The 24,842-nt window shown below is 64.4% G+C and carries 26 protein-coding genes and 2 pseudogenes; 9 read left to right on the forward strand and 19 right to left on the reverse strand.

The window, feature by feature from the left end; all coding sequences use genetic code 11:
* Positions 1-174 precede the first annotated feature (174 nt).
* Positions 175-1,566, reverse strand: coding sequence for an adenylosuccinate lyase (gene purB, locus C453_RS07615; protein ID WP_008323686.1), 1,392 nt, complete (start codon positions 1,564-1,566; stop codon positions 175-177).
* A gap of 190 nt (positions 1,567-1,756) precedes the next feature.
* Between purB and purH the strand changes: the two genes are divergently transcribed.
* The 6 genes from purH (at position 1,757) to C453_RS07645 (ending at position 8,856) form a co-directional block, all read left to right on the forward strand.
* A complete protein-coding gene (gene purH / locus C453_RS07620; protein WP_008323687.1) occupies positions 1,757-3,334 on the forward strand; it encodes a bifunctional phosphoribosylaminoimidazolecarboxamide formyltransferase/IMP cyclohydrolase in 1,578 nt (525 codons plus the stop codon).
* A 319-nt stretch (positions 3,335-3,653) separates the two neighbouring features.
* Positions 3,654-4,418: a heptaprenylglyceryl phosphate synthase gene (locus C453_RS07625; protein WP_008323689.1), complete on the forward strand. Its 765-nt coding sequence runs from the start codon at positions 3,654-3,656 to the stop codon at positions 4,416-4,418.
* Positions 4,419-4,514: 96 nt separating this feature from the next.
* Complete coding sequence (locus tag C453_RS07630) at positions 4,515-4,943, forward strand: universal stress protein (protein ID WP_008323690.1); 429 nt, start codon at positions 4,515-4,517, stop codon at positions 4,941-4,943.
* A gap of 53 nt (positions 4,944-4,996) precedes the next feature.
* Entirely contained in the window at positions 4,997-7,453 is a 2,457-nt protein-coding gene (folP, locus tag C453_RS07635; protein WP_008323691.1) for a dihydropteroate synthase, read from the forward strand.
* A 271-nt stretch (positions 7,454-7,724) separates the two neighbouring features.
* Positions 7,725-8,477: an NRDE family protein gene (locus C453_RS07640; RefSeq protein WP_008323692.1), complete on the forward strand. Its 753-nt coding sequence runs from the start codon at positions 7,725-7,727 to the stop codon at positions 8,475-8,477.
* A 25-nt stretch (positions 8,478-8,502) separates the two neighbouring features.
* A complete protein-coding gene (locus C453_RS07645; protein ID WP_008323694.1) occupies positions 8,503-8,856 on the forward strand; it encodes a helix-turn-helix transcriptional regulator in 354 nt (117 codons plus the stop codon).
* A 185-nt stretch (positions 8,857-9,041) separates the two neighbouring features.
* Here C453_RS07645 and psmA read toward each other — a convergent pair whose 3' ends face one another.
* The 12 genes and pseudogenes from psmA to dapA all read right to left on the reverse strand — a co-directional run bounded on the left by psmA (position 9,042) and on the right by dapA (position 18,278).
* Positions 9,042-9,821, reverse strand: a complete 780-nt coding sequence (gene psmA, locus C453_RS07650; protein WP_008323698.1) for an archaeal proteasome endopeptidase complex subunit alpha — start codon at positions 9,819-9,821, stop codon at positions 9,042-9,044.
* Between the two features lie 6 nt (positions 9,822-9,827).
* Positions 9,828-10,307 (reverse strand): Rpp14/Pop5 family protein, encoded by a 480-nt coding sequence (locus C453_RS07655; RefSeq protein ID WP_008323699.1) that lies wholly within the window; start codon positions 10,305-10,307, stop codon positions 9,828-9,830.
* A gap of 25 nt (positions 10,308-10,332) precedes the next feature.
* Positions 10,333-10,959, reverse strand: coding sequence for a class I SAM-dependent methyltransferase (locus tag C453_RS07660; protein WP_008323700.1), 627 nt, complete (start codon positions 10,957-10,959; stop codon positions 10,333-10,335).
* Positions 10,943-11,638, reverse strand: coding sequence for an RNase P subunit p30 family protein (locus tag C453_RS07665; RefSeq protein WP_008323701.1), 696 nt, complete (start codon positions 11,636-11,638; stop codon positions 10,943-10,945). Before C453_RS07665 ends, C453_RS07660 begins: the two co-directional genes overlap by 17 nt.
* 103 nt (positions 11,639-11,741) lie before the next feature.
* A complete protein-coding gene (locus tag C453_RS07670) occupies positions 11,742-12,317 on the reverse strand; it encodes a BGTF surface domain-containing protein (RefSeq protein WP_008323702.1) in 576 nt (191 codons plus the stop codon).
* A gap of 50 nt (positions 12,318-12,367) precedes the next feature.
* Positions 12,368-13,459 carry a M20 family metallopeptidase gene (locus C453_RS07675; protein ID WP_008323703.1) on the reverse strand — a complete coding sequence of 364 codons (1,092 nt, stop codon included), beginning with the start codon at positions 13,457-13,459 and terminating at the stop codon, positions 12,368-12,370.
* Positions 13,456-14,322 carry a diaminopimelate epimerase gene (gene dapF, locus C453_RS07680; RefSeq protein ID WP_008323704.1) on the reverse strand — a complete coding sequence of 289 codons (867 nt, stop codon included), beginning with the start codon at positions 14,320-14,322 and terminating at the stop codon, positions 13,456-13,458. Before dapF ends, C453_RS07675 begins: the two co-directional genes overlap by 4 nt.
* A 16-nt stretch (positions 14,323-14,338) precedes the next feature.
* Positions 14,339-14,614, reverse strand: a pseudogene (locus C453_RS19535) (diaminopimelate decarboxylase); the annotation flags it as partial.
* Between the two features lie 4 nt (positions 14,615-14,618).
* A pseudogene (gene lysA / locus C453_RS07685) lies at positions 14,619-15,767 on the reverse strand (diaminopimelate decarboxylase); the annotation flags it as partial.
* A complete protein-coding gene (locus tag C453_RS07690; RefSeq protein ID WP_008323705.1) occupies positions 15,764-16,606 on the reverse strand; it encodes a 2,3,4,5-tetrahydropyridine-2,6-dicarboxylate N-succinyltransferase in 843 nt (280 codons plus the stop codon). The pseudogene lysA and the gene C453_RS07690, both read right to left, overlap by 4 nt.
* On the reverse strand, positions 16,603-17,364 hold the full coding sequence (gene dapB, locus C453_RS07695) for a 4-hydroxy-tetrahydrodipicolinate reductase (protein ID WP_049907575.1): 762 nt from the start codon (positions 17,362-17,364) through the stop codon (positions 16,603-16,605). Before dapB ends, C453_RS07690 begins: the two co-directional genes overlap by 4 nt.
* The gene (gene dapA / locus C453_RS07700) at positions 17,361-18,278 is read right to left on the reverse strand and encodes a 4-hydroxy-tetrahydrodipicolinate synthase (RefSeq protein ID WP_049907576.1); all 918 of its coding nucleotides are present in this window, start codon (positions 18,276-18,278) and stop codon (positions 17,361-17,363) included. The genes dapB and dapA overlap by 4 nt, the downstream gene beginning before the upstream one ends.
* A gap of 370 nt (positions 18,279-18,648) precedes the next feature.
* On the opposite strand from dapA, the gene C453_RS07705 reads away from it, so the two are divergent.
* On the forward strand, positions 18,649-19,146 hold the full coding sequence (locus C453_RS07705) for a LabA-like NYN domain-containing protein (protein WP_008323708.1): 498 nt from the start codon (positions 18,649-18,651) through the stop codon (positions 19,144-19,146).
* Here C453_RS07705 and C453_RS07710 read toward each other — a convergent pair whose 3' ends face one another.
* Entirely contained in the window at positions 19,147-20,040 is an 894-nt protein-coding gene (locus tag C453_RS07710; protein WP_008323709.1) for a DUF7847 domain-containing protein, read from the reverse strand.
* Between the two features lie 107 nt (positions 20,041-20,147).
* On the reverse strand, positions 20,148-20,315 hold the full coding sequence (locus C453_RS20395; RefSeq protein WP_169316546.1) for a hypothetical protein: 168 nt from the start codon (positions 20,313-20,315) through the stop codon (positions 20,148-20,150).
* A 119-nt stretch (positions 20,316-20,434) separates the two neighbouring features.
* On the opposite strand from C453_RS20395, the gene C453_RS07715 reads away from it, so the two are divergent.
* The gene (locus C453_RS07715; RefSeq protein WP_008323710.1) at positions 20,435-20,917 is read left to right on the forward strand and encodes a PUA domain-containing protein; all 483 of its coding nucleotides are present in this window, start codon (positions 20,435-20,437) and stop codon (positions 20,915-20,917) included.
* Between the two features lie 27 nt (positions 20,918-20,944).
* On the opposite strand, the gene C453_RS07720 is transcribed toward C453_RS07715, so the two are convergent.
* The 3 genes from C453_RS07720 to srp19 form a co-directional block, all read right to left on the reverse strand.
* Positions 20,945-21,934 (reverse strand): presenilin family intramembrane aspartyl protease PSH, encoded by a 990-nt coding sequence (locus tag C453_RS07720; RefSeq protein ID WP_008323711.1) that lies wholly within the window; start codon positions 21,932-21,934, stop codon positions 20,945-20,947.
* Positions 21,935-22,009: 75 nt separating this feature from the next.
* Positions 22,010-22,234 carry an H/ACA ribonucleoprotein complex subunit GAR1 gene (locus tag C453_RS07725; RefSeq protein WP_007539359.1) on the reverse strand — a complete coding sequence of 75 codons (225 nt, stop codon included), beginning with the start codon at positions 22,232-22,234 and terminating at the stop codon, positions 22,010-22,012.
* Positions 22,234-22,512 carry a signal recognition particle subunit SRP19 gene (srp19, locus tag C453_RS07730; protein ID WP_007539360.1) on the reverse strand — a complete coding sequence of 93 codons (279 nt, stop codon included), beginning with the start codon at positions 22,510-22,512 and terminating at the stop codon, positions 22,234-22,236. Before srp19 ends, C453_RS07725 begins: the two co-directional genes overlap by 1 nt.
* A 115-nt stretch (positions 22,513-22,627) precedes the next feature.
* On the opposite strand from srp19, the gene C453_RS07735 reads away from it, so the two are divergent.
* A complete protein-coding gene (locus tag C453_RS07735; RefSeq protein ID WP_008323712.1) occupies positions 22,628-23,689 on the forward strand; it encodes a hypothetical protein in 1,062 nt (353 codons plus the stop codon).
* Positions 23,690-23,726: 37 nt separating this feature from the next.
* Here the strand turns inward: C453_RS07735 and C453_RS07740 are convergent, their stop codons facing one another.
* A complete protein-coding gene (locus tag C453_RS07740; RefSeq protein WP_049907604.1) occupies positions 23,727-24,824 on the reverse strand; it encodes a PGF-CTERM-anchored ABC transporter substrate-binding protein in 1,098 nt (365 codons plus the stop codon).
* Positions 24,825-24,842 lie beyond the last annotated feature (18 nt).

A 24,842-nucleotide genomic window follows, 5' to 3' on the forward strand; every position in this document is an offset into this window, starting at 1 on the left:
GTGCGGACCAACTGTCCAGCCCAACCGTGTCGGCGTTCACCGAATCCCGTGCCAGTACCGCTACCGGCTGACGACCGTGCCCAGTTGGCCGGCATCCGCGGTACGTTTCTGAAGAACTAGATACTCCGCGAGAGCAGTCGCTCGCACCGCAGCATCGTAAAAAGAGGTGCCCAGTTAGTTGTCGATGTCGTCGACGAGTTCGTCGGCGAGTCCGACGTAGGTCGCAGGCGTGAGCGCCAGCAGTTCCTCGCGCGTCTCCTCGCTCACGTCGAGGTCGGCAAACAGGTCGTGGAAGTCGTCGAGGGTCACTTCGCGGCCACGAGTGAGTTCCTTCACCCGCTCGTAGGCCTGCGTGTCGCCCTCGCGTCGGAGAATCGTCTGGACCGCTTCGCCGATGATAGCGGGCGTGTCGTCGAGTTCCTCGCGCATGACGTGTTCGTTCGGGACGACCTTGCCGAGTCCGGCCAGCGTCTTCTTGTAGCCGATAAGCGAGTGGGCGAACGCGGCTCCGATGTTTCGTTTGACGGTCGAATCCGAGAGGTCGCGCTGGAGGCGCGAGGTGGTCACGTAGTCCGCGAGGAACGTGAGGTCCGAGTTCGCCTTCGAGAGGTTGCCCTCGGAGTTCTCGAAGTCGATTGGGTTGACCTTGTGCGGCATGGTCGACGAGCCGGTTTCGCCCTCGACGGCCTCCTGTCCAAGATAGCGGTCCGAGACGTAGAGCCACGCGTCGCGGTCGAGGTCGAGAATAACGTTGTTGACGCCGCGGAAGGCGTCGAACAGGGATGCGAGGTCGTCACAGGGGTTGACCTGTGTCGCCAGCGCGGTGTGTTCGAAGCCGAGCGACGAGACGAACTCGCGGGAGAATGCGCGCCAATCGACCTCGGGGTAGGCGGCGACGTGGGCCGCGTAGGTCCCCGATGCACCGGCGAGCTTGCCCGAAATCGCGTCGTTTGCGGCTTCGATGCGGGCGAGTGCGCGACCAACGCGAGCGGCGTAGACGGCCATCTCCTTGCCGAACGTCGTTGGCGTGGCGGGTTGGCCGTGGGTTCGTGCGAGCATCGGCACGTCGCGGTACTCCTGTGCGAGCGCGACGAGTTCGTCGCGGACTTCGCGGAGTTCGGGCACGAGGACTTCTTCGACGGCTCCCTTGACCATCAAGCGGTGTGAGAGGTTGTTCACGTCCTCGGAGGTCAGCCCGAAGTGAATCCACGGGTGGACCGACTCCGGCGTCTCGGTGCGGATGAAGTACTCGACGGCCTTCACGTCGTGGTTCGTCGCCGAGAACCCTTCTGCGCCCTCGACTTCGAGGCGCTTGACGAGGTCGGCGTCGTCGGCGTCGAACTCCTCGTAGAGCGCTCTGAGGTCCGCGCGCTCGGCGTCCGAAAACGAAAGCGGCGTCTCGTCGAGGTCGGCCAGCGCGAGGAGATATTCGACTTCAACGTGCACGCGAGCACGCATGAGCGCGGCCTCGCTCACGTGCGGTGCCAGCGGTGCTGTTCGGGAGGCGTAGCGCCCGTCGAGCGGCGACACCGCATACAGCGGGTCGTTCCGGTCGGCGTCGGTCATGGCTGACCTGACTCGGTGCGGAGGGTTAAACGGTGGTGGTTCGGCTCCACGCCGGAACACGAATTTAGGCATAGGTGTGAATATTTGTCGCCCATTTTGTCCGAAGTCTCCGAGTACATATACACAAACGAGGATATATTTGCCCGCTCGGACCGCAACCACTTTGAGGACTGCGACACGCCTCTTTCACATGCTCACCATCGCCGGACTCGCCAGCAACCGTGGACGAAACCTCCGCAACATCGCCGACCGCGCTCCGGGCGGGGCCGACCTCGGCGTCGTCGTCTCGAACCGCGCCGAGGCACCCATCCTCGATTGGGCTGCCGAGCACGGTATCCCGACAGAAGTCGTCGAGCGCGGCGACGACGAGTCCCGCGAATCACACGAACAGCGCATCCTCGACGCGCTCGCAGACTACGACTTCGACATCGTCTGTCTGGACGGCTACATGCGCGTTCTCACCGCGACGTTCCTCGAAGAGGCTCCGACGACACTCAACGTCCACCCCTCGCTTCTCCCCGCGTTCCCCGGGATGAACGCCCACGAGCAGGTTCTCGACGCGGGCGTCAAGACGACCGGCTGTACGGTCCACGTCGTCAACGAGGAAGTCGACGGCGGCCCAATCGTCACACAGGAGGCCGTCCCCGTCTACGGCGACGACGACGAAGACGACCTGAAGCACCGTGTCCTCTACGAGGCCGAGTTCAAGGCCTACCCGCGCGCAGTCCGCTGGTTCGCCGAGGGCCGCGTAACGGTCGAAGACGATTCGGTCACCGTCGAGGGCGACGTTGACGCCGGACTTCCCGAGCGCCGCGTTACCTCCGAAGACCGCTACGACACGCTCCGGTACGGTGAGAACCCGCATCAGGACGCCGCTGTCTACGTGGACGAGACGTGCGACGAGGCCTCTGTCGTCGGCGCACCCCAGCTCAACGAGGGCGCGAAGGGCCTGTCGTACAACAACTACAACGACGCCGACGGCGCGCTCAACCTCATCAAGGAGTTCGACGAGCCTGCCGCGGCGGTCATCAAGCACACCAACCCCGCCGGCTGTGCCACGGCCGACACCCTCGCGGAAGCCTACGCCGACGCGCTCGCCACGGACCCGATGAGCGCCTTCGGCGGCATCGTCGCCCTCAACCGCGAGTGCGACGCCGAGACGGCCGAACTCATCATCGACTCGTTCAAGGAAGTCGTCGTCGCGCCGGGCTACACCGACGACGCGCTCGACGTACTCACCGAGAAGAAGAACCTTCGCGTCCTCGATGTGGGCGAACTCGGCGAGCGCACCGAGACCTACACCGAAAAGGCGCTCGTCGGCGGGCGACTCGTTCAGGAGCGCGACATGTGGACGCCGACGCTCGAAGACCTCGAAATCGCCACCGAGAAAGAGCCGACTGACGAGCAGTTAGAGACGATGCTGTTCGCGTGGAAGGTCCTGAAGCACGTGAAGTCAAACGGTATTCTCTTCGCCAAGGGAACGGAGACGGTCGGCGTCGGTATGGGGCAGGTCTCCCGTGTCGACGCTGTCGAACTCGCGTCGATGAAGGCCGAGGAACACGCCGAGGGCAAGGACGCGCAGGGAGCAATCATGGCCTCCGACGCGTTCTTCCCGTTCCCGGACGGCGTCGAGAAGGCGGCCGATGCGGGTATCGAGGCGGTCATCCAGCCCGGTGGGTCGGTAAACGACGACGACGTTATCGAAGCCTGCAACGAGCGCGGGATTGCGATGGTGTTCACCGGACAGAGGTGCTTTAGGCACGACTGAGCGGAGCGAAAGAGGGCCTAAAGCTCGGTGCACGAGCAACGCGAGTGCACCGGTGTTTCAGGCACGATTAGTGTCTGAAACTCGTAGCCGGGTGTAACCCGGATACGGTGTTTTCGTCACGACACCACCACTGACCAACCTCGTTTTCGATACTTGACTCACCGACCACCAACGAGCGCCGCGGAAATCGAACTATAGTACTGGCGATACTGGGAACCTCTGACCCTATCAACGCGTATTCGGACCGTTGTCGCACAGAATGTCAAATTCAAATGCAATTCGAGAGATTGATAATGAGGCCGACAGACACTGTCCTATGGTGTCATTCGACTGGGGGAACGTGACCCACATTACGAAGGTCGATCCAGCGAAGGAATTTCCCGACGATGCGAGCGTGCTCGGTCACACCGACGCCGTCATCGTCGGTGGGTCGGACGGGGTGACCGAGGAGAACTGCCTCGACGCAATCGAACGGGTTCGGTCGGAGTTCCCGAACCTGCCGCTGTTTCAAGAGCCGAATAGTTCGGACCACGTCTCCAAGGAGACTATCGAGGCCGTGGACTACCTCCTCGTTCCGGCAGTCTACAACGGCGACAAGGGGAACTTCGTGGGCAAGCACGTCGACTTTTTCACCGAAATCGGAGCCAAGCCAGATGAGATGATTGGGTCGGGCGTTCCACTCGTCGGCGGACTCGTCGCGTCGAAAGGGCGCGAGGTCGTCGCGGAACTCGCAGAGAAGGTTGTCGGAGAGGGATACGTCATCCAGAATCTCGATTCGAAAGCGGCCGCGGAGACGAACGTCGAGACGACCTTCACGCCGGAAGAGGTCGCGGGCGCTGCACTGGCGACCGAGTCGTTCTATCAATTCCCGATGTTCTACATCGAGTACTCCGGGACCTACGGCGGCCCCGAGGACGTTGCGGCCGCGGCGCAGTATCTCGACGATACGGCGCTGGTCTACGGCGGCGGAATCAAGCGTCGCCAGCAGACCGACGAGATTCTCGACGCCGGTGCCGACGCCGTCATCGTGGGCGACTGCTTCCACGAAGACACAGAGCGGTACCGACAGACGATACCCGCGTGATAGTCGGCGGCCGGTGCCTACCGGTCGACGAAACGCCCTCCCCGTCCGTGAAAATCAACGCGACACTTCAAGTGGCGGCGAGTAGAATTCCGGGGTATGTACGAGGATATCTTGGTTCCGACCGATGGGAGTCCGGGAACGATGAAGGCAGTCGACCACGCGCTCGAACTCGCCGGGCCGGAGTCGACGGTTCACGTCCTCTCGGTCGTCGACCAGCGAGTCTACCTCGCCGCGGGCGGCGACCAGCAGGACGCGGTCATCCAGTCGCTTCGAGACGACGCTATCGAAGCGGTCGAAACGTGCGCCGAAGCCTGCGAAGGCGAGTGCGAGACGAAGACCGGCGTTCGTGAGGGTGTTCCGCACCGCGTTATCCTCGAATACGCAGACGAACACGACATCGACGTGGTCGTGATGGGAACTCACGGACGGACCGGCCGCGACAAACTCACTGCACTTGGAAGCGTCACCGAGCGCGTCGTCGAGAACGCCCACCGGCCGGTCCTCGTCGTCCACATCGACGAGTGACTGCGCCCGGTGTGGAGCGTTAGGCCTAAGCCCGCCCTACGGGATTTTCGCGTATGGAGTACCACGAGGCGGTGAACTTCCTTTTCGACCTCCGGCGCTTCCAAATCAAGCCGGGGACCGAGTCGATACAGCGGCTACTTTCTCACCTCGGCGACCCCCACGAGGACGTTTCGTTCGTGCAGATTGCGGGGTCGAACGGAAAGGGAAGCACCGCCCGGATGCTCGAATCGACGCTCCGCGAGAGCGGTCGCAGCGTCGGTCTGTACACCTCGCCGCACTTCGACGACGTGCGCGAACGCATTCGCGTCGACGGTCGAAAGATATCGAAATCGGCGCTCTCGGACTTTGTCGAGGAGGCGAAACCGTATCTCGTCGAGCAAGCCGCCGACGGAACGCCCCTCACGTTCTTCGAGACGATGACCGCGCTCGGAATCTGGTACTTCGCCCGCACCGACGTGGACGTGGCCGTCCTCGAAGTCGGGATGGGCGGCGAACTCGACGCGACGAGCGTCGTCGACCCCATTGCGAGTACGGTCACGAACGTCTCGCTCGAACACACCGCCATCCTCGGCGACACCGTCGAGGAGATTGCGAAGACGAAGGCCGCGGTCGCTCCGGCTGACGCACCGCTCGTAACCGGCGCGACGGGCGATGCACTGGACGTTATCCGCGATGAAGTCGGCGACGTGGTGACGGTTCATCCCTCGGATGCAGACGACGAAAGCGACGTTCGCGTCGAGTACGGCGGCCGCGTCAACCACCAAGAAGCGGCCGTCGAAATCGAGACCGACGACGACAGTCTGGACGTTCGAGTCCCACTGTTAGGCTCGTACCAAGCCCAAAACGCCGGTATCGCCGTGACCGTCGCTCGGCAGGTCGCCCCCGACATCACCGCCGAGGCGATTCGCCGCGGCCTCCGAAACGCCCACTGGCCCGGTCGATTCGAAGTCATGGGAACCGACCCGTTCGTCGTCCTCGACGGTGCACACAACCCGGCCGCATGCAGGGAACTCGCGACCGTCCTCGACGAATTCGACTACGGCGACCTGCACCTCGTCTACGGTGCGATGCACGACAAGGACCACCGCGGGATGATTTCCGAACTCCCAGATATCGCCTCGGTCGTCACCTGCGAAGCCGATATCTCCCGGGCCGAAGACGCCGACATCCTCGCGTCGGTCTTCGAATCCGCCGGGGTCGAATCGGTCTCGACTCGCGGTGCCGTGGCGTCTGCGCTCGACGCAGCACGCACCCGCGCCGACGAAGACGACCTCGTGCTCGTGGTCGGGTCGCTGTACTGCGTCGCAGAGGCCCGGACGACGTGGACGCGAGCGATAATTCCGAAGCGACATCGAACCCTCGACGACTCCGGCGAGACGCTCGAACGTGCCAACGTCACCTCGGGTGGCATCAAACACATGCGCGGCAAAGGTGTCCATCGCGTCGTCCACACTCGCGTTCAGCGCCGACAGGCGCAGTACCTCAAGGAGGGCTTCCTCGCCGAGGGCGGCGAGTGCGCCACCTCCGGCCACGACTCGGGCGGCGAACTCATCGACATCGTCCTGATGGGGACGATGAGTCAGTTCCTCCGCGTGACCGAGAAACTGCACGACCAGCAGTACGCACTCCCCCAACTGGCCGAGGAGATTCGGACGCAACTCGGCATTCGCGTCTCGTCGGACGACCACGGCTACCCGTGGGAAGACGGCACCTCTGTCATGGGCATCCTGAACGTCACGCCGGACAGCTTCCACGACGGCGGCGACTTCTACGACATCGACGACGCCGTCGAACAGGCACAGGCGATGGTGGACGCGGGCGTCGATATCATCGACGTTGGCGGCGAGAGCACCCGCCCCGGTGCCGACGAGGTTCCGGTGGACGAGGAAATTCGCCGTGTGACGCCTGTCGTCGAAGCTATCTCGGACCTCGACGCGCTCGTCTCCGTGGACACCCGGAAGGCCGCTGTCGCCGAGGCGGCCCTCGACGCCGGTGCCGACATCCTCAACGACGTGACCGGCCTCGAAGACCCCGAGATGCGGTTCCTCGCCGCCGAACGCGACGTGCCGGTTATCGTCATGCACAGCATCGACGCGCCGGTGATTCCCGACAAAGACGTGGACTACGACGACGTGGTCGAAGACGTCATCGACGAACTCACAGAGCGCATTCTCCTCGCCGAAAAAGCGGGCATTCCGCGCCGCAACATCATCGTCGATCCCGGCCTCGGCTTCGGGAAGTCGGCGGCGGAGAGCTTCGAACTCCTCGGCCGAATCGACGAGTTCCGCGCTCTCGGCTGCCCGATTCTCGTCGGCCACTCCCACAAGTCGATGTTCACGCTCGTCGGCGAGGAGACCGGCGACAACCTCGCGGCGACCATCGCCGGGACGGCCATCGCCGCGGACCGCGGGGCCGACATCGTCCGCGTCCACGACGTGCCGGAGAACGTCGCGGCCGTGAACGTCGCGCTCGCGTCGCGGGACGTGAGTCGGTTCGAAGCCGACGAATAGCCATTCTTTTTGACACGTCGTCAGAGTATCACGGGTATGGGCCTCCCCACGCAGTTTCCCGCAGTTCTCGGAATTGCCGTTCCGTTCGTGCTGGTCCTCGTTCTCGTCGGCGGTCTCGCAGTGAAGTCGGTTCTCATGGATGTCGCGACCAGATGACGACCTCGAACAGCGCGTCGAGGAGTTAGAAGCGCGGGTCGAGGAGTTGTCGGACGAGGAGTGACCGCCCCCAACGAGACACGCATTTTTGCACCACGGGACCCTACTCACTCCCGTGTGCACACTCATCCTCGCGTGGCAGGTGTTCGAAGGGACTCCAGTCGTCGTCGCCGCCAACCGCGACGAACTCCTCGACAGGCCCGCCGAACCCCCACAGCACTGGTCTGACGGTGAGGGACCCGCGATAGTCGCCCCCCGAGACGCCGAAGCGGGCGGCACGTGGGTCGGCTACAACGACGAAGGCGTCTTCGTTGGCATCACTAATCGCTGGGTGGATGTCGAGGACGGCGGTGAGCGCTCTCGCGGTCATCTCGTCCGCGACGTGCTGCGCCACGAGTCGGCCGAAGACGCTGCCCGATTCGTCGAGCACGCCATCGACGACCACACCTACGACGGATTCAATCTCGTCGTCGCCGACGAGAACGCCGCGTTCCTCTTCGAGTGGGACGGCAGCGTGTCGGTTCGGAACCTCGACCCCGGCGTCCACGTCGTCGTCAACGTCGGCACCCCAGACTCGTGGTTTATCCCCGAAGAGCGCCCCGAGGTGGGCGAACAGCAGGCCGACAACGCTCGGCGCGTCTGGGAGACGCTGCAACCGGACCCGAGCGAGGAGATGACGGCGTGGCGCGAGCGAGCGCGGTCGGTCCTCGGCGACCACGACTACGGCGTCTGTGTCCACGACCCCGAAGAGCGATTCGGCACGCGTTCGTCGTCGGTCATCACGCTCGGCGACGGCGAGCGGTCGTACGAATTCGCCGACGGGCCGCCGTGTGAGACCGCCTTCGAACCGGTCGAACGTCACCGTTAAACCACTCGCCCCACGTGTAGATTGTATGAGCGTGAGCGAAGCCGAAGCCGACCTCTCTTCTGACGAGCGCGCGGGACTGGAACTCATCCGCGAGTCTGGCGGCATCCACCAGAGCGACTTCTGGAAAGAACTCGACATCTCCTCCCGCAAAGGGAGTCGCATCGCCGAAGTCCTGGAGTCGCTCGACCTCATCAAGCGAACCTCGACCGTCTACAACGGGCACAACACCTACTATCTCGAACCCGCCGCCCGCGACCTCGACTTCTCGATGCTGATGGCCGGAGACATGCTCTCGCCCTTTATCGGCGAAGAGGAAATCAACGCCAATAGCAACGCCTTCTCGCAGTGGTTGATGAACCTCGCCTACGAAGAGTACTGAAACGCTCCGTCCGAGCGCACGACACACTGTCTACTGCGATTTTCTACGTGACGCGACTTCCCGCTGAGTGACGAGTCTGTGTCGGCCTGCAACGCTCAATCGAGGCCGACGGTGAAACAACTCCGTCGAGATGCGTCGTAACTGGTCGAGTAGTACAGAAGAAAGAACGAACCGCGGGATGCGGTCTATTCTTCGGCCGGTTCGTCGTCGTCGTCGCCGTCGTCGTCTTCCTCGGTCGCCAGCAGGTCGTTGGCGACGAGGTGTTCCTCGATGTCGTCGTTCGAGAGTTCGACGAAGCGCTCGGAGTCGGCCGAGACGGTTGCGACGTCGATGCCGTCGGGGCGGATGCCACCTTCGCTGGCGGAGGCGACGGCCTCCAGAGCCAGTGCGACACCCTCGTCGAGGGTTAGCTCGTCGGAGTAGTTCTCTTCGAGGTACTCCTGGAGGTCACCGCGGTCGGCACCGATGGAGACGGCCTTCCACTCGTAGGGCGTCCCCGAGGGATCCGTCTCGTAGAGACGCGGCGTGCCGTTTTCGACGCCGCCGATGAGGAGGGCGACACCGAACGGACGGGCCCCACCGACCTGCGTGTACTGCTGGATGTGGTCGGTGACTTCCTTCGTCAGCGTCTCGATACCGATTGGCTCGCCGTAGCGCAGGCGGTTGACCTGCGACTGGCGGCGAGCGAAGTCGATAAGCTGGCGGGCGTCGGCGACGTGGCCGGCGCTCGCGATACCGATGTGGTCGTCTGCTTTGTGAATCTTTTCGACACTCGTCGGCTCCATCAGCGGCGAGCGAGAACGCTTGTCAGCCGCGAGGACGACACCCTCGGGCGTTCGCACGCCGATACTCGCGGTGCCGCGCTTTACGGCCTCGCGAGCGTACTCGACCTGATAGAGTCGACCGTCCGGCGAGAAGATAGTAATCCCGCGGTCGTACGCCTGTTGTTGCGCTTGTCCCTGCATGGAATATCACTCGAGATCGAGTTGCGTCGCGCCCGTGAACCCGTCCGGGCCGCTCACGTCCAAGAGTGAGTCACGGACAGTTGCGGTCCGGGATTCGTTCTCGAACACGACGTCTCTCTGCTCAGAAAATCCGGCCCGGCCGTGTAAATACCTTTCCGAACAGGCACGCACCGTACCGGAGACGCCTCGCACTCTGACGCCGACTGGGTCGCCACCGATGTCGTCGATGCAGGCGAGCGCGGCCCTCGCCTCGTCGACGTGGCCGCGACGGGCGCGAACGATAGTCTCGGCGACGCAGTCGTCGGAGTCGAATCCGAGAACTGTCAGGTCGGCGTCGGCGCTTCCGGCGTCGCCGAAGAGGTTCTGTGCGGCGTACCACAGCTCTCGCTGGAACGTACCGCGATTGAGGCTCGCGTCCGGCCACGTCTCGACTTCGACCGCGAGATACCGCCAGCGCGGTCGCAGATGTTTGGGCAGGTGTTTCATTGGGTGTGTTCAGGTGCTCGTGTCGCTACTCGTCCACAGGCGGGACGCGTTCAGCGACGAGGACGCCGACCTGCTCGTGGACAGCTTCGACGGCCGTGAGGACGAATCCGGCGTCGGTGAGCGCGTCAGCGAGATAGCCCACCGTCGAGGGGTCGTCGACCTCGGGCGAGTAGAACGGTTCGTCGGGGTTGGGTTCGCCGAAGAACATCACGTCACCGAGGACGAACCGCTCGGGTTCGAGGTCGGCGATGACCTCGATGGCCTCGCGCTTTTCCTCGTCCGAGAGGTGGTGCATGGCGAAGTTCGAGACGACGATGTCGATATCCTCGGCGTCGTCCACGTTCGGGTCGCGGAACCGACCTTCGCCGAACTCGACGTTCTCGATGCCGACTTCGGCTGCTTTCGTCCGCGCTTGTTCGAGCATTCCCTCGCTGATATCGCGGCCGACGACACGCTTCGCATCGGGTGCGAGTGCGAGCGCAATAGCGCCTGTCCCGGTCCCGAGGTCGAGCACGGTGTCGTCCTCGGAGGGGTCGGCGTAGTGGACGACGAGCGAGACGCACGCGCGGTACTCCTCGCTGTCTTGGGAGTCGTCGTAGTCGGAGGCGATGTCCGAAAAGCGGTCGGCGTGTTCCTCAAGTGTCTTCTTCATATCGGCCACGTTCGACACCCGGGGCTATGAACGACTCGGACATCAGTTCGCGATTGCGCTCGGCGAGTCGGCCCCACTCGCGCAGTCCGTCGAGAATCTGCTCGCGGTCGAAGCCGATGACCTCCCCCAGCCCAGCCAACTCGCGGGGCGCGCGAAGTTGGAGGTGCGAACCCGGCCGCGCAGAGACCACGTACGGTGCGTCGTAGTACTCCACGAGTTCCCGAAGCTTTCGGAGTTTTGAGAGCGCACGAACCCGCGTGCCGCCGTCAGACCGCAACACCGGGGCGAGGTCGAACTCGACGCGAACGCCGTTGTCGCGGGCAGCTTTCGCGAGAACGTGATTGAAGTTCCCGTCGTCGGCCATCGGTTGTGTGAGCACGTCGACGCGCGGTTGCTCGACGGCGAACCGATTCAGCCCGTTCGTGCCGCCGCGAATGAGGACCAGTTCCCGCTGTGGTCGGTAGTTTCCGACCGCGCCGCTGGCGTGCTCGGGGTCGGGAGCGACGATTTCGACGCCCTCGACGATGTCTACGTCGAGTTCGTCTCGAAGGCGGTCGTAGTCTGGCGTTGCGTCCACACCCCGGACGACGATGCCATCGTAGTCGTAGCGACGGGCAGCGCTCGCGACGCGACTGGCCGTGCTCTCGCCGTCCGGGTGGGCGTAGACCGCCTCGTACATACGCGACCGAACGGGGTGGTAGAAAAAGGGCGTTGCGTTCCTGTCGCCGGGACGAGTCGGGCGCACAGCACACCCGGGACGCTTGTTGTGCGGCCGCAGCAGTTCAGTCGCGCGTCACTCGGATGATGACTCCCAGCGCGAGTATGGACCCAGCAGCCGCGAGGACTCCGAACCCGGGGATTTCGAAGCCAGATGACGAGGGCGGCGTCGTAGTCGTCGTCTCGGTCGTGGGCTCCGTCGTGGGCTCCGTCGTGGGCCGCTCCGTCGAAGTCGTCGGTGGCGATAGCGTCGACCCGTCGGGCATGTTGTTGGTGACGAGTACTCCTTCTATCGAGTGAATCTCTGATTCGTTGTGCCTTATTGACACTTCTACTGGGCCGCCGCGAAGTGGTGCCAACTCGTCGAGGTCGAACGACACGACGAAGGTTCCGTTTTCACCGACGCGGATAGCCTTCGAGACGAGAAACGGGTGTGTGTCGCCGATGGACTTGACACGAACGCCGACGATGGTTCCTTCTTCAAACGGTGTCGTCCCGTGTATCTGCTGGTCAGTCGCCGCATCGAGGACGAGTTCGTCACCGGAGTATTCGATGACGCTCCCGTTCGCTGCCGTCGCGACACCGGCAGTCACGAGAAAGAGGAGGACAAAGACGACAGTAAACTGTCGTAGCGGGTGCATCGAGCAAATTATTTCCGCCAACAAACAAGTACGTTTTGATTCCCCGACACTTAGTGGACGAGTGAGGCGACCGCTTCGGTGAGTGCGGCCGCCGCGCTCCGAACGTCGGCGGTCTGCACGTACTCGCGTTCTGCGTGTGCGACCGCCCCGTCTTCGTCTGCGAGAACACCGGGGCCGAAGACGACGACCGGCGCTGGTGAGAAGTAGGAGGCTTCGGTCGCCGCGGTAAACGGTCGGACCGCCCCATTTCCACCAGCATTCTGCGATGCGTCGGCGACCGTCGTCACGAGTTCGTGGTCGGGGTCGGTGGCGAACGCTTCGAGGAACGGGGTCGGACGTTCAGTAAGTGCGAACTCGACTTCGACATCGTCAGGAACGGCCGCTTCGAGCGCGGCTTGGAGCGTCGAGCGAAAGTCGTCTGCTGTCTCGGGCGGGACGCTCCGACGGTCGACCACCAGTTGACACTCGGCCGGGACTTGATTGGAGTTGGCTCCGCCGTCGACCAGCGTCGGCGTCAACGTCGGCGCACCGAGGTCCGGGTGAGCGTCCCTGTCGTCGTCGAACGACCGAATCACGTCGAGGACGGGCGCGAGTGCGTCGATTGCGTTGACGCCGGAATCCGGCTCTGCCGCGTGGGCCGCGACGCCGCGGAGCGTGATTGTCCCCTCGAAGCGACCCTTGGCCGCCGTACACACGTCGAGGTTCGTGGGTTCGCCGACGATGTACAGGTCGCCGTCGAGGTCGAGGGCGTCAGCGCCGGTCGAAAGCACCTCCTCGTCGGGTGTCACTGCGAGGGTAACCCGAGCTTCTGGGACTGGGTCGGCAGCGAAAAACGCCGCGAGCAAGGCTGCAAGCGGTCCCTTCGCGTCGCAGGACCCGCGGCCGTGGATGACGCCGTCCTCGCGTTCGTAGGGCACGTGCGGTGAGACGGTGTCGATGTGCGTGTTGAGAACGAGATGTCGCTCCGGGTCGGCCGCGCCCTTCGACGCGAGCGTGTTGCCCGCATCGTCGACAGTGGCTTCGACGCCGTTGGCTTCGAGCGTCTCGACGAGGAACGCCCGCATCTCGCTTACGTCGTCGTTCGACGCGATGGGAACGGCCTGTTCGAGGAACGCGACGGGGTCGAACCCCTCGCCGCTCATCGCTGACGGAAGACGACGTCCGCCTCGCCGTCACCCTCGTGGACGGCTGGACCGCCCAGAAGTGCGGTCCCTTCGTCGGGGACCGTTACGGACAGTTCGCCACCCGGCGGCGACACCGACACCGGGTCGTCGCCCTCGACGAGTCCGAGGCGCTTGGCGACGGCGACGACCGCGACAGCACCGGTTCCGCAGGACTGGGTTTCACCTTCGACACCGCGTTCGAAGGTTCGTTGTCGGAAGCCACCGTTACCGTCTGGAGATGCGATGGTGACGTTCGCTCCCTCGGGGAACAGCGGTGCGTGCCGAATCGACGGAGCGACCGATTCGAGGTCGACACCGTCCACGTCGTCGACGATTGCGACCGCGTGCGGAACGCCGGTGTTGACGGCCGTGACCGTCAGGTCGCCGACCTCGGCCTCGACGAGTTCTTCGCCGCTGTCGAGTGGGACATCTCGCGGGGCGAACGACGGCACACCCATCTCGACGGAGACGTAGTCGTCTTCGACCGTCGCGCGCCGAGTTCCGGCGGGCGTGTCTATCATGACCTCGGTCGTCTCGGCGCGCTCGGCAGCCCACGCGGCGGCGACGCGAGCGCCGTTGCCGCACATCGCGGCGACAGAGCCGTCTGGCTGGACGAGGGTCATCACGACCCGCGGCGGGTCGTAGCGGTCTTCGAGGGCGAGAAACAGGACGCCGTCAGCGCCGCGGCGGTCACTCTCGGTGAGCGAGATGCCTGCGTCTCGGTCACAGTGCGTTCGTGCGAATTCTGGTCGGTCTGGGACCGGGTCTTCGGCGTCGACGACGACGAAGTCGTTTCCGGTGCCGTGGAACTTTTCGAATGGGACGGTGTTGAGTGCGCTCATAGTTGTGTGTGCTTGGTCAGTTTGGGATGGTTTCTGAAGCGGTTCGTTCGAGGAGGGTCACGTCGTCGAGGGTTTCGCGACGGCGGGCGACGCGGGTGTCACTGCCGTCGAGGACGACTTCTGCGGGTCGCGGGCGGGAGTTGTAGGTACTCGCCATCTCGTAGCCGTACGCCCCCGCATTTCCGATTGCGAAGACGTCGCCGCGCTCGGACCGGGCGAGCCGGCGGCCGTCTGCGAACACGTCGCTCGTCTCGCAGACGGGGCCAGCGACGATGGTCGGAACCGCCTCGGCANACGACTTCTGCGGGTCGCGGGCGGGAGTTGTAGGTACTCGCCATCTCGTAGCCGTACGCCCCCGCATTTCCGATTGCGAAGACGTCGCCGCGCTCGGACCGGGCGAGCCGGCGGCCGTCTGCGAACACGTCGCTCGTCTCGCAGACGGGGCCAGCGACGATGGTCGGAACCGCCTCGGCGTCGGGCCGAGAAAGGTTCGAAATCGCGTGGTACGCGTCGTACATCGCCGGTCGGAGCAAAGTCGTCATACCAGCGTCGATGCCGACGACGGTCGTCTCGGGCGTCTCCTTCACGGTGTTGACCCGCGAGAGAAGCACGCCAGCGTCGGCGACGACGTACCGGCCGGGTTCGATGGCCAGTTGGGCGTCGGTCTCGCCGAGCGCCTCGCGGGTCGCGTCGGCGACGGCGTCGAGGTCGAGCGGCGGTTCGTCGTCGCGGTAGGGAACGCCGAAGCCGCCGCCCACGTCCACGAATTCGAGGTCGCCGACTTCGCGGGCGAGGTCGCCCATGCGACGGACGAGTTCGCGGTGCGCCGAGAGGTCGTCGCCCGAGATACCGCTACCCGCGTGGGCGTGGACGCCGACGAGGTCGAACTCGTCGCGTACGTCGGCGGCGATGTCCGGCACGCGGCCGATTGGGATGCCGAACTTCGCGTGGCCGCCAGTCGTGACCTTCTCGTGGTGGCCCGCGCCGACGCCGGGGTTCGCGCGAAGGCAGAGACGCCCGTCGAAGCCGCGTTCTCGGAGACGGTCGATAGTGTCTGCCGCGCCGACCGTGACAGTCATCTCTGGGTGTTCTTCCCAGCGCGAGACAACGTGGTCGAGGTCGGCCGCTGGCGGGTTGACCGCGGTGTACCGGATGCGGTCGCCGGGGAATCCGGCGTCGAGGGCGCGTTCGACCTCACCCGCAGCGGCGCATTCGGCGTCGATGCCGGATTCATGGACGGCTTCGAGGACGGCGCGGCCGGTGTGCGCCTTGACGGCGTAGCTGACGTGGGCGTCAGGGAACGCCGATTGGAGACGGAAACAGTTCTCGCGGACGCGCTGGAGGTCGGTCACGTACAGCGGCGAGCCGAACTCGTCGGCGAGCGACAGGAGGTGCTCGCGGTCCCAGTCGGCCAGTCGCCGAACGGCCGGCCCTCCGTCGCTCATTCGCGGAGTGCCTCCTCCCGACGGGTGGCGTCGAGGGTGTCATCTTCGATGTCGAGAGCGACGACAGCCGGCTTGTACGCGCCGCCGGCGAACAGGTCGTGGTCGCCGAGCGAGGACTCCACGAAGCGGGTGAACGCCCGACGGTTCGCGGGCAGGTGGCCGTAGTAAATCTCCTCGTCGACGAGGTCGTAGACGGGAATACGCGGCGTGAGAAGCGTGTTCTCGCCGACGATAGAGTTCTCGCCGACGACGAAGCCCGAGGTGACGCGACAGCCAGCGCCGAGTGCGGCCCCGTCTTCGACGACGACAGGGGCATCTTCGACGGGTTCGAGGACGCCGCCGATGAGCGTGTTCGCGCCAAGCTTGACGTCCGCGCCGATTTGGGCGCAGGAACCGACGGTGTCACAGGAGTCGACGAGCGTGCCGTCGCCGACGTATGCCCCGATGTTGACGAACGAGGGGCTCATCATGATGCAGTCGGAGCCGAGGTGTGCCCCGCGGCGGATGACAGTCCCGTCGGGCGTGTTGCGGGTGCCGCGCTCGCCCAGGTCGTCGGTGTCGCGGAGGGGAAGCACGTCGTGGTAGCGAACGTCGCCGTACTCGCGCGCCAGGGTCTCGCGCAGGCCGAAGTTGAGGAGAATCCCGCGCTTGACCCACTCGTTGGCCTCCCACGAGGTCACGTCGGAGCCGGTCTTCTCGGCCGCGCGAACCTCGCCCGCTTCGAGGGCGTCGAGAAACGCGTCTAACTGGTCGAGTTCGTCGACGGTCGCCGACTCGGCGTCGAGGTCGCCGTCGTCGTATCGCTGCCACAGTTCTCGTACGTCGGATTCCAGACTCATTCGAGTACCTCGGTGAAGTCGTACCACCCGGCGTCACGGCCCGAGAGCCACGCCGCGGCGTCCAGCGCGCCAGCGGCGAAGACACCTCGCGACCCCGCGCGGTGCGTTAGTGATAGTGACTCGTGATTTCCAGCCAGTAATACCTCGTGCTCACCGGCAATATCCCCCGCCCGGCGAGCGTGGACGCCGACGTCCCCCTCGCTTCGGGGTGCCTCGCCCTCGCGTCCGTGAACGCGCTCGGCCGCACCGCGAACGTCGTCGATGTCTTCGAGGATGGTGAGTGCGGTCCCGCTTGGGGCGTCGCGCTTGGCGTTGTGGTGCGTCTCGGTCAGTTCGATGTCGTAGCCATCCAGTGCGGGGACGGCCTCGCGGACGGCCCGGCGAAGTGCCGCGATACCGCGCGAGAAGTTCGAGGCGTAGAGGACGGGCACGTCCGAAGCCACGTCGCGGAGGGCGTCGAACCCGTCGTCGCCGAGTCCGGTCGTCCCGGAGACGACGGCGACACCCGCTTCGGCGCAGGCGGCCGCGTACTCGACGCAGGATTCCGGCCCCGTGAAGTCCACGAGCACGTCCGGGTCGCGCTCTGCGAGGAGTTCCGGGAGGTCGGCGGCGGCTTCGACAGCGACGCCTTCGACCGTCTCACCGGCCGAGCGACTGACTGCGAGGACGACGTCCACGTCGTCGCGGTCGGCGGCAGCCGCGAGGACCTCGCCACCCATCCTGCCGGTGGCACCGGTGACTGCGACGCGGACTGTCACGCTGTGTTCCCTCCGTCTGCGACTGCCTCTTCGGTGGCGAGTTCGTCGAGGATGCGTCGCATCTCGTCGGCGTTCTCTTCGGTCAGCCGCGTCAGTGGCGGGCGGAGCGCGGCCGGACCGTAGCCCCGAATCTCCATGGCTTCCTTGACCGGGATGGGGTTCGTCTCGACGAACAGATGGCGACACAGCGGCCCGAGTTCGTGGTGGAGGTCGCGGGCGCGCTCGTAGTCACCCTGCAGCGCCGAGTGGACCATCGCGCCCGTGCGCGCCGGTTCGATGTTCGCGACGACCGAGATGGTGCCGACGCCGCCGACCGAGAGGACCGGGAGCGTGAGTCCATCGTCGCCCGAGAGGACTGCGAAGTCCTCGTCGCGAGTGTATTCGACGACCTGCGAAATCTGACCGAGGTCGCCGCTTGCGGCCTTGTAACCGGCGATGTTCGGATGTTCGGCGAGCGTCGCGGCCGTCTCGGGCGAGATGTTGCTCCCGGTGCGACTGGGGACGTTGTAGACGATTTGCGGAACGTCGACCTCGTCGGCGATGGTCTCGTAATGTTCGACGAGTCCCGCCTGTTCGGGCTTGTTGTAGTACGGAGAGATAAGAAGGAGTGCGTCAGCGCCGGCGTCGGCAGAGCGTTGTGAGAGTTCGAGGGCTTCGTGGGTCGAATTCGACCCGGACCCGGCGATGACCGGCACGTCCTCAACGGCCTCGACGACGGCCTCGACGACTTCGATGTGTTCGTCGTGGGTCAGGGTCGCCGATTCACCGGTCGACCCGACCGGGACGAGGCCGTCGACACCTGCTGATTCGAGGCGTCGAACGTCGGACTGGAGTTGGTCGAAGTCGATACTGCCGTCCTCGTGGAACGGTGTCGTCATCGCGGGATAGACGCCGCGTAAGTCGAATGTTGTCATGGGTCGTGAGTTGATGTGGCGTGATGTGTGGTGCTGTGAAACTGGTCGTGTGACCAACAGTGCGTCAGTCGAAGGCCACCCGAAACGGGGTCGCTACCCCCGCGACGAGCGATTCAAAAGACGCGTTTTTTCGAAAAGAAAGCGGCACGCGACGCTGTCGACCGTGTGGCGGTCGCCCAGTACTGCGTCGCGCTGTTCACACAGGAGGAAGGCACTGGAGAGATAATATAACTTGTGTCGCCTGCAGGTCCTGCCACCGTCAGGATTCGACTCTCACACCCGGTCGTCTTCGATTTGGATGCTGCCGTGACAACACATGCGCTGCCCGTGCCCCCACGGTTATTACGCGGCGGCGTCCAACCGAGGGACAATGACAGAGATTCACCCCGACCAGCGCGTCGCGATTCTGGCCGACGCGCAGAACCTCTACCATACTGCTCAGAGTCTCTACTCTCGAAATATCGACTACTCCTCGTTGCTGGAGAAGGGAACCGCAGGCCGAGCGCTCACGCGCGCAATCGCGTACGTCATCCGCGCAGATTCCCCGGACGAAGAACGCTTCTTCGACGCGCTTGTCGATATCGGCTTCGAGACGAAGATAAAGGACATCAAGACCTTCGGCGACGGGTCGAAGAAAGCCGACTGGGACCTCGGAATCGCCCTCGACGCCGTCAGTCTGGCGAACCACGTCGATACCGTCGTGCTCTGTTCTGGCGACGGTGACTTCGAACGCCTCTGTTCGCACTTGCGTCACGAAGGCGTCCGCGTCGAGGTGATGTCGTTCAAAGAATCGACTGCCGAAGAGCTTGTCGACGCGTCAGACGCGTTTATCGACCTCTCCGAGCGAAAAGAGACGTTTCTTCTGTAACTATTCGAACTCAGGGATTACCGAGTCGCCGTCGATATCAGGTCCAGACGCGCCGGGCTGGTGCGCTTCGAAGAACGCCACGGCGTAGGTGAACAGGAACGGCGTGATGAACATCTGCACCGCGATCAAGATTGCCGAAAGCGCCGCGATTTCGGGAATCGAGAAGCCGGCGCCCCCCTGCATCGTCGCTGGTGCTGCTGTACTGCCAGCCTGCTGCATCTGTTGGGCGTTCTGCATCGACCGGAAGAAGATGGTCCCGGAGATAGGTGCCATGACGATGAGGTTCGCGACGAGGACGATGACCGAGTAGCCGAGCGTCGGCACGATGTTCGACCGGGCGAGCCGATAGCTCTGTTTGAACGACTCGATGGCGTCGGCGTCGTTGACGACGACAGCGACCGGGAAGAACTGAATCAGGAACAGGACGATGATGTACGCCAGGAGGAGGAGCGCGCCAGCGCCCAACAGGCCCAACACTCCAGCGCCCATCGCGAGGCCACCGCCGGTGGTGGCAGCACTGAGACCGATGGCAAAGACACCCACGACTGCCAAGATAGCGAAGGCAATGCCAAAGGGAATCATGATGCCGATTGAGACGATTTTCGCTAACAAGAACGGGACGTACTTCTCACGACCCGCGTCTGTCAGCGTCGAGAGCGACGTTTGACCCCTATTTCCTGTGGCCTCGTCGGCCATAGCGTAGAGCCCGGCAGCGAAGAACGGCATGACGAAGAACGTCACGACCTGTAGTCCGAACGGGATGAGCGGTATCTGTGCTAACTGCGTGGTGAGTTGGGGCAGCGTGACGAGTCCGAGAATGAGTCCACCGAGGAACAAGACCGGATTTCGCCTGAGTCCGTGGAGAGCTGTTTTGAGGGAACTGATGGCGGCCATACGACTCAGGTGTGTAAGTGGACATATGTAAATCGGACGGATTTTCACGCAATCGAAAGAGAACGGTGTGTCGCGCAGCGTGGGACGCGACCGAAGAGTGCGGGACGTCAGGCCGTCGGTTCGGCCACACGGAGCACCGCCGCAATCGCACCGAGTGACGCGAGAGCGGCGAGAAGGACCGGCAGACGGCTGTCGATGGCCGTCTGCATGAGGAGCGCGCTGCTGACGAGGAGCAGCGCAGTCCCAGCACCAGCCAGTCGAATATCCGCTGTCATACTCCGACGGGGGTCGTTCCGGCATTTAGGACTTTCTGTCGAGAATGCGCGTGCTACCGAAGCACAAGGCGTCGGACGGGGACCGCGAGCCACTTTACTCGGCAGGAAATAGGAAGGGTATGAGCGATTCCGACGCGGCCGACCTGAAGGACCTTCGGGTCGTCGCCGACTACCAGTTCGGGGCCGGCGCGGGCGACGCGCTGTTCCCCACCGACGCGGAGATAACCATCTCCCGTTCGCGCAGCGGGCGTCCACGACAAGTGTCTGTCGAGGGCGAGCGCGTCGTCACCTACGGAACAGACGGTCGATTCACTCTCGGCGTCGCCGGGGGCCGGCGACTCCGCGACAGCCTCGGCAACGCGGTCTATCACGTGCAGGTCGGCGACGAGTCGATTCCGTTCGTCAGCGACGGGAAGAACGCCTTCGCGAAGTTCGTTACCGACGTTGACCCGGACGTTCGCTCCGGCGACGAGGTGTCTATCGTCGGTCCCGACGGCGAACTCCTCGGCGTCGGCCGTGCCGAACTCTCGGCGGATGCGATGCTCGACTTCCAGACCGGAATGGCAGTTCGCGTCCGTGAGGGCGTCGGCGACGTCGAATAGCGGCGAAAAACAGCGACGAGACGGATTTTACAGGTACGGTGCGAGGCCGAGCGCGGACACCAGCGGGACGCCCGCCAGCACCGACCCGAGGAGATAGCCACCGATAGCGCCGCCGTTGAGTAAGGGAAGACCGGCGTGTGCGCGACCTTTCATCACGGCCCACATTAGCCCGGCAAAGCCGAGGAAGGTCCCGACCATCGCGAGGAGCGCCGGAAGATTGAGTGCCGGAAGCACAGCGACGCCCAGCGACGACGCCTCGGAGAAGAACGCCGCGGACGCGACCATCACGGTCGGCATGACGGCGTCGCCGAGGCCGATGAAGAACGCGTCGCGGTCGGCGGGGTCGGAATCGTCGTCTGAGTCGGTGTGTTCGGAGTCTTCATCGGGAGAGGGTTCGCTCTCCTCGTCGCCGATATCGTTCGCGTCGCTCGCGAAGTCGTCGTCGAGAAGCGAGTACGAGAGCGTCGTCGGGATGACCAGCACGACCGGAATACGGAGGTCCATGACGCCCTCCGCGAGGTCGAGCATGTGCTTGGTCTTGTAGACGCTGATGGCGTCGTAGATGGCGAGGACCGACAGGAGGACGAGCGCCGGAAGGAGTCCGAAACTGATGCCGAAGAGGCCCGCAGCACCCGCACCCATGAGTGCTCCGGCGGCATCAATGACGTACCACTCGGGATAGACGAGGAGGGCAAGTGCCACCGCCGCGGAGAGGCCGACGGCCACGAGTTCGATGGGGATGACGGCAGCGAAGACGTACCACGAGAGGACGCCGCTCGTGAAGACGATGATGAGTCGGACGACCTTGTCGAGGTCGTACTTGAACGCCGCGAGCATGAACGCCGTCATGCCGATGATGGCACCGATGTAGAGGAGGCTATTTGTCGGGTCCGTCGGGTCTTCGACCGTCTGGTAGCCCTGTTCGTAGAACGTGGGGACGAGGGCGAGCGCCCCGACCTGCACGACGAGGAAGATGAGGGCGGCGAGGGCGACACCCCAGTAGGCGCGACGTGTCATGGGCGGGCGTTCCCACCCGAGGGCTATGGGGGTTGCGCTCTGTGGTCGCCCGCGCCGGAGAAATCGAACCGCCCGTCAGCGGGCGTACAGCTTGTTCCCGACCAACCGCGCCGGGTTGTCGTCGTCGGCCGTGATGGCGACGTAAGGGCGCTCGACCGGGCCGAATACGTCCACGATACGGCCGACCGTCGAGAGCGATTCGTCGACGACCATCGTCCCGATGTCCGGGTGGTCGTCGTCGTCGAGGCGAACAATAGCGAGTCCCTGTGCCGTCCGCGACACGGTGCCGATGCGGCGCATCAGTCGCGGAGGATGCCGACGTAGGCGGCGACCGCCTGCACGATGTCGTTTTTCGTGGCGTCGTCGGCGTTGTTCACGAGGACGCGGCCGCGCGTCTCGAACTCGCGGGAGTAGCGTTTGTCGCGTTCGATAACCGCGTCGTAGCCGACCTGCTGGACGGCCTTCGCAATCTCGTCCACGGTCGGGTCTTCGACCGCGGCCGACTCGGCGACCCGCCGACCCTCGCTGCGCGAGAGAGAGGCGTCGAGGTAAGCGGGGTAGATGACGTTCTCGACCATACCCCTGTGTCTGCCACCCGACGGTAATACGGTTGTGGTCTCTCGGACGCGTGGAAGCCGACGCGAATCGTGTTGGAGAAACATTATTATCACGATAGGTGTACCCGAAACGGGAATGAACGTCATCGGGTACGTTGGGTTCGTCGCCGTCTCGGTCGGCATCGCCGTCTCAGTGCGGTGGGTCGACCCACCGGCGCTGTCGCATCTCTCTCGGCGAATAGGGGTAGGTAGTCAGAAAGGGTGGGCGATTGCACTTGTCGCCCTTCTGTGGGTGTTTGTCCCCATTCTCGCCGGGGCGGCCATCGACGAAGCGCTCGCGTGGGTGCTCGGGGGAGCAGTCGCGTGCGTTGGATTCTCTCTTGCCACGGTTGCGGTGAGTTCGTGGGACGAGTATCGACTCCTCGAACGCGTCCCCTACGTCTCACCCGAGGAGGTTCGCGCGAGCGGACCGAACCCACTCGTCGCGACTGCGGGCGTGCCGACGCCGCTGACGAACGAACAGATAACCGAGTTCCAGACGCCGTTTACCGGTCGTCCCGCAGTCCACACGAGGTGGCTGATTCAGCGCCGGGAGACGCTGGGCTTCCGCGACGTCTGGCGGAACAGCTTCGAAGGGACCCGAAGCGCCGAGTTCGAACTCGGGGGCGGCGTCGTTCGGGTCACGCCGGGCCGCCACCGGGTGTTCAACACAAGGGAACACACGTTCACCGTCGACCTCGACGAGCACGTGCCCGAACCGGCGGCGACGTATCTCGAAACGCACCCTGAACTCCCGTCACCGGGGTCGTCGGACGACACGCTCAGAATCGTCGAAGAGTACGTCCCGTCCGACGAAGTCGTCACAGTCGTCGGGTCTGTGGTGCAGTCGGACGACCCCAACGTCGCCAGACTCGACAGCGCACCGGTCGATGCGCTGCTGGGAACTCACGGCGGCCACTCCGAACGAGTCGATGGGAAGCCCGAAGCAGTCTTGATTCGTGGGAACCCAGACGAAGCGAGAACTGCGCTGCACCAGCGCGTCCACTGGCTCGGTCGGGTCGGAATCGCGCTGATTCTCGTCGGGCAGTTCGTGTCCTTTTGGTTCTCGTCGGCCAGTCTCGTCCTCCTCGTCGAGGATATCGTGGTCCTGTTCGTGGAATTCGTCTCTGCGGTGATGGACCTTCTCCCGCTGGTCTGAGTCGAAGTCGAAACAGACGAAAAGGCGATGCCGACAGTTACGCGCGGCGGGCGAGCAGCGCCGCGCCGGCGAGTGCGACGAGACTCACGACAGCGCCGAATCCGGGGGCGCTGGTTTCGGTCGTTTGTTCGGCCGTTGTGCTCGTGTCCGTCGTTACGGTCGTTTCGGGCGCGTCCGTGGCGGTCGTTTGGGTCGCAGTCGCGGCCGACTCGTTTTCGAGCTCCAGATAGCGCTCGTAGGCGTCGGGGTGGACAGCCTGCATGATTGCCTCACTCGCCCCGATAGCGCGCGGGGCGGGCTGCTGGAGTTTGTGCGCCTCGATGACGATGACGTTTCCTTCTTTTATCGCAGTCGTGCTGTTGTACGCCGGACTGCTCGGGCGGGGCGCGTGCGAAGGCATGACGATGTACTCGGGATTCATCTCGACGACCGCCTCGTCGTTAATCGGTGCGAAGTCGGTGATGTTGGCCTCGGCGGCCCCGTTTTGGAGCCCGCCAGTGACCATCAGGTCGGAGATAAAGGTGTTCGCACCGGAGGTGTAGCCGAAGAAGGAGTTGAGTCCGACCGGGCGCTCGGCGTCTTCGAGGGCGCGCTCCATGTGCTCGATGGAGGTGCGCATCTCGTCGGCGAGCTTCTCGCCGGCCTCACAGTTGCCGGTGAGTTTTCCGACTCGCTCAGTCTTGTCGGCGACAGCGTCGAGGGAGTCGCTGGTCTCCAAGACGACGACAGCCAGTCCTGCATCGCGGAGTTGCTTCACCCGCTCAGGGGCTGCCGAGTACGACGATTCCGGGACGAGGACGAGGTTGGGTTCGAGTCCGATGACGGCCTCGACGTTCAGGCCGCCCGACCCGGACACGTTGGCCTTCTCACTCGCGCCGTCGAGGTACGTCGCGTACTGCGAGACGCCGACGACTTCGTCTCGGGCACCGATTTCCCACATTGTCTGGGCGGCGCTCGGGTTCGTCGTGACGACGCGCTCGGGGTCTTCGGAGATGGTAACTTCAGTTCCCGTGGCGTCTGTCACCGCCATCGGGAACGTACACTGTACCGTTTGGTCTGCTGCCGCGACGGATGCCGGGACACCGGCGAACACGGTCGCGAGAACTAGCAGTGCGACGAAGATACGCTGAATCACGTTCGTGGCCTCGGCGAT

The organism is Haloferax elongans ATCC BAA-1513 (assembly GCF_000336755.1).
GTDB classification, from domain to species: Archaea; Halobacteriota; Halobacteria; order Halobacteriales; family Haloferacaceae; genus Haloferax; species Haloferax elongans.